The 11,301-nt window shown below is 71.0% G+C and carries 8 protein-coding genes and 2 pseudogenes; all 10 read left to right on the top strand.

The features are described from left to right. Positions 1 to 332: pseudogene (locus tag ABEB28_RS11835) on the top strand (hypothetical protein); the annotation flags it as partial. Positions 333 to 1,959: 1,627 nt separating this feature from the next. Further along, entirely contained in the window at positions 1,960 to 2,745 is a 786-nt protein-coding gene (locus tag ABEB28_RS11830) for a GGDEF domain-containing protein (protein WP_345728086.1), read from the top strand. Positions 2,746 to 3,021: 276 nt separating this feature from the next. After that, positions 3,022 to 4,113, top strand: a complete 1,092-nt coding sequence (locus ABEB28_RS11825; RefSeq protein WP_345728085.1) for a hypothetical protein — start codon at positions 3,022 to 3,024, stop codon at positions 4,111 to 4,113. Further along, positions 4,101 to 4,892, top strand: coding sequence for a class II glutamine amidotransferase domain-containing protein (locus ABEB28_RS11820; protein ID WP_345728084.1), 792 nt, complete (start codon positions 4,101 to 4,103; stop codon positions 4,890 to 4,892). The genes ABEB28_RS11825 and ABEB28_RS11820 overlap by 13 nt, the downstream gene beginning before the upstream one ends. A gap of 257 nt (positions 4,893 to 5,149) precedes the next feature. Then, positions 5,150 to 6,526, top strand: a complete 1,377-nt coding sequence (locus ABEB28_RS11815) for a hypothetical protein (protein WP_345728083.1) — start codon at positions 5,150 to 5,152, stop codon at positions 6,524 to 6,526. Positions 6,527 to 6,872: 346 nt separating this feature from the next. Beyond that, positions 6,873 to 7,607, top strand: a complete 735-nt coding sequence (locus ABEB28_RS11810) for a hypothetical protein (protein ID WP_345728082.1) — start codon at positions 6,873 to 6,875, stop codon at positions 7,605 to 7,607. A gap of 176 nt (positions 7,608 to 7,783) precedes the next feature. Beyond that, positions 7,784 to 8,224 carry a hypothetical protein gene (locus tag ABEB28_RS11805; protein WP_345728081.1) on the top strand — a complete coding sequence of 147 codons (441 nt, stop codon included), beginning with the start codon at positions 7,784 to 7,786 and terminating at the stop codon, positions 8,222 to 8,224. Positions 8,225 to 8,457: 233 nt separating this feature from the next. Beyond that, positions 8,458 to 9,255: a type 1 glutamine amidotransferase gene (locus ABEB28_RS11800; protein WP_345728080.1), complete on the top strand. Its 798-nt coding sequence runs from the start codon at positions 8,458 to 8,460 to the stop codon at positions 9,253 to 9,255. Between the two features lie 116 nt (positions 9,256 to 9,371). Continuing rightward, positions 9,372 to 10,085, top strand: a complete 714-nt coding sequence (locus ABEB28_RS11795) for a hypothetical protein (RefSeq protein WP_345728079.1) — start codon at positions 9,372 to 9,374, stop codon at positions 10,083 to 10,085. 175 nt (positions 10,086 to 10,260) lie between these two features. Continuing rightward, positions 10,261 to 11,211, top strand: a pseudogene (locus tag ABEB28_RS11790) (DUF4192 domain-containing protein); the annotation flags it as partial. Positions 11,212 to 11,301 lie beyond the last annotated feature (90 nt).

The following is an 11,301-nucleotide window of genomic DNA, read 5'->3' as shown; positions in this document are numbered from 1 at the left end:
CCCGGCTGACCGACAAACTCCGCTCCTACCGCCGGCTGCACGCCGAAGGCGGCCCGCAGTACCCAATCCTGTTTGCACTGCCCAGCCGGGCGCGCGAGCAGAACCTGCACCGCCGGCTGACGGCACGGCTCGATCCCGGCCTGACTGTGGCGACCACCTCACCAGAGTCCGGGCCCGATCCCGCCGGACCGGTCTGGCGGCTAGCCGGCAACGGACGCCACCGGCTCCGCCTGGCCGAGCTGCCCAGCAGCCACGGCCAGCCCGGACCGGTCAACCCCGGCCCACCCGAACCGGAGGACCACCCCCTCTGGCGTCTCCGGGAGTCCACCTGACGAACCTCCACGGCCACCGCACGGCTCCCCCGACACCGGTTGTCGCCGCCGAACGAAAGCTGAGCACGGAGCGACGGTGCTACCTGATCAATGCTCCGTGAGCGCTGACACCGGCCCGTCACTGACACGGCCAGCGTCCGTACCCGAATCGGGCTCATAGCCTAATCCGAAGCCCAGGCAGCAGGCTCGGCCGGAGCCGCGGATCGGCCTGTCCGGGCGTGCGCCGCGCGGTGGGGCCACATCCCGGCGTACGCATGACAACGCCCGTGGCCCGGTCAACGACAGGCCCCACCGCGCGGCGTGCGCTGTCGCTGGCTCACGCCGAACCTCCGCGCCGTCAGGCAGTGCGCGAGGACGCGCGCAGGGTGTTCAGTCACCCAACACCGTTATCCGCGAGTCAACGCAGGGCGGCGTCGCGTGCTGCCGACCGCCGGGTGGTTCCCAACATCCCAGGTCAATGCACTCGTGCGCTTCGGTCCACGCCGGGACCGTCTGTTGGGTGGGTCAGGCACGCTGAGGGCTCATTCAGTAATTCCCCAGCTCCACCCGGGCCCAGTCGCCCACGACCGCGGTCGCAACCGCCCACCTGCCACCTGGCCGGTCGGCCTGCCCCGCCCGTCGGCGCCTCGCCCACCCCAGCACCACCGCACCACCCGGCGTGCTTCACACGCTGCCAGGCGAAGTCCATTCCGCTGTTTCGCGCACGCAGCCTCCCCGGTCGGGAGGCCCTTTGGCGCGCCCGCTGCCCACCCCCTTGTTGAGGAGGAAAGCCATGCCCCACTCTGCTCTGACCGTGGTGTGCCTGCCCGGCGGTGTCTCGACCGGCACGCCGCTCGCCGCCGCGGAAGCCGCCCTCGCGGCCACGCCGCCGACCGTTCAGCTCGACAGCCTGGGGAGTGCCGCGCACTTCCTCGCCCGGCCCCGCCAACGCTGTGGTTTCCGCGTCCGGTCCGCGCAGCGCGTCACCCCCGGCGGACGCATCGGCCAGCTCGACCTGGACGCGATGCGGACCAGCACCTACCAGTGGTACGCGTACCGCTGGGCGATCTGGAACCAGGTCGTGGCCGGCACCCGGCCCGCCCAGCCGTACTGGACGTTCCTCGACCGGCACGACGCCGGTCCGGATCGGTACCCGCTGGAACAGGCGCAGCAGGACTACCTGGCCCAGCAGCGGGTCCTGGCCATGCGCACCTACAACGCTCTGCCGCACCGGGCGATCGAGCTGCCCACCAGCCACCTGGAGGCCTTTCAGCTCGGCCCGCAGGGCTACGCCTATCTCGGGTGGCTGTCGGCCGTTNAGCTGCCCACCAGCCACCTGGAGGCCTTTCAGCTCGGCCCGCAGGGCTACGCCTATCTCGGGTGGCTGTCGGCCGTTCCCGGTGACCGTCTGCTCTGCCCGGACGGCACCTACCTGGCCTGCGACACCGACGAGCTTTCCGTCCGGCTGGACTACCTGACCGACGCCAACCACTACCTCGCCGCCTTGGGCGAGGACGACGTCCTCGTCGCGCTCCGCACCCGCTGAGGCTGGCTCTTCCCCGCACCGCACGCGACGCGGACGAACCACTCCCCGGTTCGCCCGCCTCTCCGCGTGTTCGTCCCTGGCACGTCTCTGGAAGGAGATCCCATGACTTCCTCCCGCAGGATCGCGGCGCGGCGCCGCGCCGCCCTGCTGCTCGCCGCACTCGCAGTCGTCGCGGCCGTACTGGCCCTTCTCGCCTGCGGCTGGGCCGTACCCGCCGCGGCGCTCGCCGCCGCAGCATTCAGCGGCGGCACCGTGGTGCTGCTCTGGTTCCACGCGCGGCTGACCGACGCCACCGAGCAGCTGACCGCCGCCACCGAGCGGCTGGCCGCGCTGGAGGACGAGCTCCACCAGGCCTACACCGACCCGGTCACCGGCCTACCCGTCCGCCGCGTCGCCGAGCAGTACCTCACCGACATGACAGGTGCGGACTTCACGATCGCGGTCATCGACGTCAACGACCTGCACGGCTACAACGACATCTACACCCACCGAGGCGGCGACGCCTACCTCGCCGCGATCGCCGAGCGGCTGACCGAAACCGTCCCCGGTGGCCTGGTCGCCCGGCTCGGCGGTGACGAGTTCCTCCTCGCCACCACCTGCGACTCGAGCCTCGTGGCCGATGCACTCGACGCGGCGTTCGACCGCCCGGCGACGATCGGCCATGGACCCGAGCCACTGCGCGTGAGCATCGGCCTCAGCCGAACCCGCGGCGGCGACCCCTTCGCTGCCCTCGGGCAAGCCGACCGGGCGATGTTCGCCGCCAAACGAGGTCCCCACCGCATTCAGTTCTACTACCCCGACCGCGACGGACTGCCCAGCCCGACCGGCGTCCGTCCCGCCACCCGATTCCGTGACCAGCGCTCCGGTCGCCGACTGGCCACCGACTAACCACTCCGAGCGCTAGCCGACGGCCGAAGACGGCCTCACGCGCGCACCCCCGGCGCAGCCCTCGTGCGGCGTCGCGCCAGGCGTTGGAGAGCCCCCGGGGCCCTGGCGCCGGACGCAGTAGTCGCCCACGGGCCAACGGCGCCGAAGCCAGCACCACCTGCACCACCCGCAGTTCCTGCCAGCCCATTTCACTCGCCCAACCGGGCGCGATGTGAGGTGCGCGCCGGCAGGCGCCGCACCTCCCTTGCGCTCGTAAATTCCGGAGGTACGGCACACATGCCATCCGTCCACCACGACCGCGGCCTCACCCGCGACGCCGCGGCCCCCACCGAGCCGCCCACGGCACCCGCATCGCAGATCGCAGCCGATATCCCGCGATGCCCCTGCTGCGGAGATCCGAGCCCGCTCGGCCGGGCATGCGCGAACTGCGTGGCCTGCGACCGCTGCCACGCGGTGGTCCCGAACTTCGAGGTCATTCGGACCGTTCGCGGATCGACGATCTGCGACTTCTGCACCCAGCAGAGCTACTGGCGCTGCGAGAGCTGCGGCGGCTGGAACCGCGACGGCATGCCCTGCGGCAACGACTGCGTCAGCGGCGACGACGATGACGACGCGGATGTCGACGATGACCTGCACACCGAGATCCACGGCTACAACTACAAGCCGTTCCCGGTCTTCCGCGGCGACGGCCCGCTGTTCCTCGGCCCAGAGATCGAGGTCCACACCCCGTACGACGATGACGAGGAGTGCGCGGCGATCGCCTACTCCCACCTCGGTGAGCTGGGGTATCTGAAGCACGACGAGTCCATCGATCCGGGCTTCGAGATCGTCACCCACCCGATGACCTACGCGTGGGCGCTCGAGCACTTTCCCTGGGAAATGCTGCCAGAGCTCGCCGCCGCCGGAGCGAGCGTCAGCCACAGCACCGGCCTACACGTCCACCTCTCCCGCGCCGGATTCGCCGACCCGCTGCACATCTACCGGTGGATGAAGTTCGTCTACCGCAACCAGCCCCAGGTCACCCAGCTGGCCGGTCGCAGCAGCAGCTACGCCCAGTTCACCGACCACGAGCGCCAGCAGGTCGCCAAACGCGCCAAGGGCGGCTACGGCGAGCGGAACACCGCGATCAACACCAACAACGGCGACACCCTGGAACTACGGGTATTCGCCAGCTCCCTGGAGCCACAGACGGTGCAGGCCGCGTTCGGATTCGCCGCGTCGTCGGTGGAGTACACCCGCGACCTGGACGTACCGGCCATCGCCCGAGCAGCTGGCTGGTCCTGGCCCGCCTACACCGCCTGGCTGTCCGAGCACGCGGAGTACACCCCGCTGACCCAGCAGCTGGAGGCACTCTCATGTGCCTGCTGACCTTCCTGCCCGCAGGAACGCTGCCCGACACCGAGGCGCTGCGTACCGGCACGGAGACCAACGACGACGGCCACGGCTTCGCGATCGTCACCGACTCCGGCCTGCTGGTCGAACACGGCCTGGACGCCGAAGCCACGATCAGCGCGTTCGCCGCGCTACGACGCCGCCATCCGGAGGGTCCGGCATTGTTCCACTCCCGGTTCGGCACACACGGCGACTCCGGCAGCGTCGAGAACTGCCATCCGCTCGTGGTCGGCGGCGATTCCCGGACGGTGCTCGCGCACAACGGCGTGTTCCCTGAGGCTGTCCGGCCCGCCAAAGGCGATCCCCGGTCGGACACCCGGATCGTCGCCGAGGAATTCCTGCCCGGCTTCGGGACGCTGCGGCGGCGCCGTACCCGGCTGGCGTTCCAACGCTGGATGACCCCGGGCAACAAGGTCGTGATCCTCACCGTCGATCCCCGGTTCCGGGACAACGCGTACATCCTCAACGAGGACGCCGGTGTCTGGGACGGCGGCATCTGGTACTCCAACCGCGACTACCTGCCCTCACCGCCGAGCCGGCTGCGCTGGACGTACCGCTCCACCGGGCGTCTGTGGGACGACGACCGGATCAAGGAGCTCGGCTGGCGCGAGCCGGTGCAGTGCTGGATCTGCGAGACCGACCTCGCATCCGCCGAAGACCCGTGCCCGGTCTGCGGCCACTGCCTGGGCTGCGGCGAGTTCCCCGAAGACTGCGCCTGCTACGTCCCGGCGTCGTTCGGCACCAGGACCGCTTGATCATTCGCACCGGGGTTACCGAGCCGTCGCCGCCTCGGTAACCGTCCACACGGGAGCCGATCCCGGCCTCGGTTCGCCGCCGGCCACTTGCCCGACGCACTTCTGGCGACTGGGGCTTCTGGTCCCGTCGCTGACCCCCCTTGCCCTCGTTCGTCTTGCCCTGGTAGCCGCTTGCCGCGGACCGCCCAACCCGGGGGAAGACCCGGGGGCGGTCCGCGGTGCGAGCGGACCCCGGGCGCCCTCTCCAGGAGGAGCCCATGCCCGACTCGTCCCTCGACCTCGTCCAGCCGTCCGCGGCGATCCAGACAGTGCTGACCGCCGTCGCCGCCGACCCCGTCGCCGCCCAGGGAATGGTCGCGGTGCGCGACCGCGAGGCGGAGTTCTCCAGCCCGATGACCGCCCAGCTCACCGGCGTCGCCCTCCACACGGAGGGCCGTCGCCTTGCTGACCGGATCCTGGACGCCTACTGGTCTGAGGAATCTCGCCGGCAGGAGTTGGTGCAGTCGATGAGCACCGACCGGGAGGTCATCATCGGCAGCGGCTTCCACGCCGCCGCCTACGCCGCGACCCGGGTCCTGGCCGGCTACCCCAAGCCGCTGGTCCTCGAAAGCGCCGCACGGCCCGGCGGCACCTTCGCCCTGACCGACTGGCCTGGCTTCCGACTCAACTCCCCCAACCGTCCCGGGGGCGCCGGACCGGCCGGCGACCAGACCACCAACCCCAACGATCTGCCGGGCGCCCCGATCCAGGCCGCCCACCTGTCCATGGACGACTATTCGACCAACACCGACATGGGCTTCGTCATCCGGTTGACGTTGGCCCAGTTCGCCGAGGTCATCACCGACACCCAGATCGTCGCGGTCAGCGCCGAGGGAACCGGGATCCAGGTGGACAGCGCCACCGACGGCCCGCTGCCCGCTGGGCGGATCATCGACGCCCGCGGCCTCGGCGAGCCGAAAGACCGGGACCTGGCTAACGGCACCACCGTGGTGACCTTTCCGCAGTTCCTGCAGCGCATGACCGATCCCTGGCCGCTGCGCGGCGTCCGATCGGTCGCGGTCATCGGCGGCGGCGACTCGGGCAAGTGCACCGTGGAGTCCCTGCTCGGCATCGGTCCGCACCCGCGCCTGGCCGCCGCGGCGCTCGACACCGTCGATCGGATCGACTGGTACAGCACCGATTTGCCCACCACCTGCCAGCAATGGCGACAAGAGGTCCGCGGCCGGTACCAGGCCATCGGCCGCTACCTACGTCCGGACCAGTTCGGGCGGCGGCGGCTGACCGTCCAGCCCCGCGAGGCACGACCGATCGGGCTCCCCGGCAGCGCGTTGATCGACGGCCGCACCTACGACCTCGCCATTCTGTGCACCGGCTACCGGGAGATCTGCATTGACGGACTCTTCGTCGAAGACTTCGACCCATTCCTCACGCTCGGCGTACCGGTCGCGCGGCAGCACTTCGCAATGCCCGTCTTCCGCGTCGGCCCCCACGCGCGGCTGCCGTTCACCGACCGGGAACGCGCCGACGGCCTCGCCGACATTCCCGGCAACGCCGTCTCCATGTGGCGGACCGGCCCGTTGACCGCCGCGCTCGCCGCCACACTGCCCGCCGTCATGACAGATCCGGTCAGCTGATCTCGCGGGCGCCGCGGCACGGCACGCCGGCCGATTGCCCAGCCACCGCCGCGCAGCGGGCCTCCGCCGGCCCATACGGGTGCCCGCTGGTCGCTATCTCGGAGGCGACGAGCCGCCGGTGTGCGCCTAGTTCCGATCGTGCGTCGCGATGCCCCCGGCTGCCGCATTTGCCCCGCGGCGTGTGTTTCCCGGCCGACTCCGAGCCGGGCGGCCGCCAGCGCCCCGGCCCTCATCGACCCCCGGCTCGCCTTCGGATCGCTCCCTGATCAGGCGCGGTGGCCCACGCGCTGCCGCCCGGTGAGCGACCCGCAACCACCGCTTGGTTTCCCAGAGAGGAAGCATTCCCATGTCCGATTCACGGTCGCCAGTCCACGACGGCAGCGATCTGATGTTGCTCCCGCACACCTGGCTCTACGTCCCCGCGCAGCCCACGATCGTCCTCACCTCCTACCAACAGACTCCTACCGCCGACGGCGTCGCCTACACCGCGACCCTCAGCATCGACGATGAGACCGTCGGCGTCCTTCACAACGACGGGCGCGGCGGCGCGACCACGTTCCACGCCAACGGCAGCCCACGGTTCCGGCCGGCGGACATGGCCGCCTACGCCGCCGCCTGCCGCGCCCACTCCGGCGACGCAGTCGCCGCCGAGTGGGTGTTCGACGAACTGATCAGCGCATGGGAGCTGGAGTACGCGATCCAGACCGCCCGGCGCACCGGCCAGCGCGTCGTCCGGGCCCTGGACGCCCTGCCCAACTCCGACGACCCGACCGACCCCGGCGACGTCATCGTCCTGTCCGGAGACCTCCGGCTCCTCACGCCCTTCCCCGACGCGCAGCGCGACGCACTGGCCGCGCAGCTAACCGCCGAACAGGTCACGGACGCCGACCGGTGGTGGCAAATCTGGGCCGAGCCCGCCGACCAGCCAACCCAGACAGCGGCGCCCCGCCGCCCCGCCGCCACCGGCCAGCCCAGTCACGGCAGTCGCAATGGTGGCTGGCAGGACCTGACACCCCGGCCCACCGGCGTGCCCGACCACGATCCCGCGCAGCGCCGCGCATCCGACCACCGCGCCGATTGACCGGCAGCACCCATTGACCGGGAGCCGCTGCCGCCGACGGTCCACCGGTCGCACCAACCGCCGGTTGCTGCCGCTTCCCGGCCCCGCCGGACCCGGACCTGTCCCCCTCCAGCACCCCGGGCCCGGCCGACTGGCTGCGCCCGGGATGTGCTGCTTCTCCACGAACGGAGACCGGCATGACCGAACTGTTCGCTCGGCCCGTCGCCCCACAACCGCCGATGCTCTTCCTGTTGCAGCGTGGGCAGGTGGTGCACGTCAACATCCACCACACCTGGCTGACGGCCACGATCACGGTGCCCGGCCGCACCCGGATCGCGGTGCGCTACGCCGACCCGGATCCCCGGCTGGCCGATTCGGTGCCGCGATGGCTGGTGCGCCCCGCCGACGGCGTCCGCCTGCGGCCGGTCCACCGGCTACCCGCCGGCGCGTCCGTAGTGGCCTTCGACGGCGCCCTCTTGGAGGTCGCCGCGTGCCATCAGAACCGCGACCGGTGGTGGCTCATCCATTACACGCACGGCGAGCGGGCCACCGTTCCGCCGCGCGCGGTGCTCCGCGTCGCCGACCCCACTCCAGTCGTCACCGTCCACGGAGCGCCTCTCGACGTAAGCGGGCGGTGACGTGCCCGCTTGCCGGCCCATCGGCCCTGATCGCCTACTCGATCGGCGGCAGACCGCCCGGGCCCGTGGTGCCCAACCCAAGCTGCAGCTCGCACGCGGTGAGCCAGCGACGAGCGGGACGAACCGCATGCCCGGGCGCGAACACCTGAGCCACAACGACCGCCGCCCACAGCTCCGCCATCGCCTAGTCGCGACGGCCTCGATTCATCCAGCCAACTACGAGAGGGGTTCTAATGACTAGCCCTGCGCAAAACATCCCCGACGTGTTAATCCACGTGGCCGACGGCCTGCTCTACGACCACGTCGACTACGGGCACCACATCGCTGAACGCCTATGCGCGGCAGGCTTGACCGTCGAACGCATCGATCTCACCGATCCCCACCAGCCGACACCGCCTGCCCGCGCCCATGTGCTGACCGGCGGACAGACATCGGTGATGTCAGGACACGACTGGATGCGGGCCGCTGTTGCCCGAACCCGTGAACTGATCGCCAGCGCCACCCGCGGCGACCACACCGTCATCGGCATCTGCCTAGGCGCGCAGATCATCGCTGAATCCCTGCACCCACGCGTCATCCGATCCGCCGCCGCCATCGAAATCGGTCTCGTCGAGGTCGAACGCCCTGGCCAGCCGCGCGCACGACAGTTCGTCCCCGCATTCCACTACGAACAGATCAGCCCGACCCTCGCCCAGGTTCCCGGCGCCACCGTGGCCTGGCGCAACGACCACAGCCCGGTGCAGGCATTCAGCTTCGGGCCGCGAGTCTTCGGATGCCAGTACCACCCCGAACTCACCGCCCGCGAACTTCACCACGTCATCGACCACCACCACGCGACCATCGTCGAACACGGCGGCCACCCGCAGGCGGCGCACCAGGCAGTGGATGCCTGGGCAGCAGCTTTGGACCCTGAGCTGTTCACGCGCACCGTAATCGATCGGCTCACCGGCCGAAGGACCAGCGCACCAAGCAGTCGCGCCGCCTCGATGGTCGAGGTCTCTGGGAAAGCTGCCCAATCGCCGCACTCCTAACTCTCGGGACATCGGCCGCCGCGACTGGCTAGTCGCCCGCCCACGCACCGATCAAAGGCCGCACTCTCGCCGATCTCCGATGATCTGCCGCTCGCTGTTCAGAAAGGACACCTGTGATGAATCACCCGTTAACCGAACCGGTCCTCGCCGCGGACACCGCCGACGCCGCCGGCACAGACCGTGCCGGCACCGAGGTGCTGGTGCTCGCGCAGCCCTATTTGGGCCCGGCGACGCTGAGGGACCTGTCGCTGCGGCCCGGGCAGGCGGTGTTCCTGCTCGAGCACGGCTTGGCCCGCGAGGCCCTGATCCTCGCCGTCGCCGAGGGGGAAGACGCGGTCACCGCCTTCCTCGACGGTCGGGTCCGTGCCGTGCCCGGGCACGTGCGCGCGGTGCAGATCACCGACCCGCGCATCATCCTCGCCCTGACCCTCCGGGCACTCGGCCAGCTCCTGCCCGCCCACCAGGCCGCCGGCGAACGCATCGACGAACTGGCCGCTCAGCTCGCCCGACTCCGCGATGACCGGGACACGCAGCTCAGCGAGATCCGTGCCTACGCGGTCACGGTGCATCAGCGCGGCGAGGTCTGCCGGGCCGGTCTCAACGACTTCCTCGACCGGTTCGGTCTGGGCCGCTACCAGCCGCGGCACGTCGTCACCTTCACCATCACCGGCGGCTTCGAAGTCACCCCCGGCACCGAGCGCAGCTCCTGGCTGACCGAACAGGACGTCCTCGCCCACCTGCTCGTCGACACCGGCGGGATCGACGGTGTCCTGGACGGCACCGTCGACTTCCAGGTCACCGTCAGCGCCAGCGAGAGCGACCAGGAGTGACCCGACTCCCCGCCTCCCGCCGCCACGCCACAGCCACCGCGCCGCCACCGGCTGCCCCGACGCCGGGCAGCATCCGAACAGGAGAGCTCATGACACTTCCGGAACCACGCCTGCGTATCGCCACCGCCCTTGACCTGGTCGCCCTCGTCCCCTACCTGCTCAATTCCACCCGCGCGAGAGCATGGTCTCCCTCGTCGTCGGCGACGACCGGCTTCTGGTGACGACCCGCAAGGACCTGCCGCCCACTGCCGAGGCCTGCACCGACCCGGGCTACCGCAGCGCCGTGTGGGAGTTGATGGCACGGATCGCTGAGAACGGATCGGAGGCGCTGCTGGTCGGCTACGGCCCCGCCGACCGCGTCGAGCCCGCCGCCGCCCTGTACACCGAGGCATCGACCGCCGCGGGCTTGAGGATCGGCCGCGTCCTCCGTGTGGACGAGGGACGCTTCTACTGTCTGACCGAGGGCTGCAGGGAATGCCCGGCCGAGGGCACGCCGTACGATCCCGCGGCCAGTCCGCTGCCCGCCGCGGCCACCTTTCACGGCATGGTGGCACTGCCGGGGCGTGAAAGCCTCGCGGAGCTGATCGCGCCGGTCACCGGCCCGGAACGCGCCCGCATGACCACCGCCAGCGAAACGGCGATCGACCGGCTGTCCGCGCTGCTGCCGATCCCGTCCCCAGGGCAGAACGCACTGCCGTCGGTGCCGGCAGAAATCCTCAGCACAGGGATCGCCGCGGTCGACGCCGCGCTGCAGGCCGCCGCTGCCGGTCGGACGCTGTCCGACGACGAGGTGGCCTGGCTAAGCGCTGTGCTGCTGTTCCTCTCGATCCGGGATCACGCCTGGGCGGCCTGCGACGGCAGCACCGCTCAGCGAGAGCTCTGGGCCGATGTGACCCGACGCGCCGAGCCACGGCTGGCCGCCGCGCCCGCCAGTCTGCTCGCGCTCACCGCCTACCTCGGCGGTGACGGTGCGCTGGCCCGCGTCGCCCTCGACCGGGCTCTGTCCGCCGAGCCGAACTACCGCATGGCGCTGCTCCTGTCCACCGCGCTGGACGCCTCCATCCACCCGGACACGCTGCGCCGGTTCGACGCCAGCCCCGACCAGCCCCACCTCAGCGAATCCTGATCCGCTGACCACCGCGTCGACCGGCTGAGCCGGGCGGCGGCCTCACCTCGTGCCTACGGGCCGGCTGGGGCCGCAGTGGTCCCAGCCTGT

It is taken from the genome of Cryptosporangium minutisporangium, assembly GCF_039536245.1.
In the GTDB taxonomy this organism is placed as follows: Bacteria; Actinomycetota; Actinomycetes; order Mycobacteriales; family Cryptosporangiaceae; genus Cryptosporangium; species Cryptosporangium minutisporangium.
The sequence above is the reverse complement of the archived record's forward strand: the minus strand, read 5'-3'. Positions and strand labels throughout refer to the sequence as shown.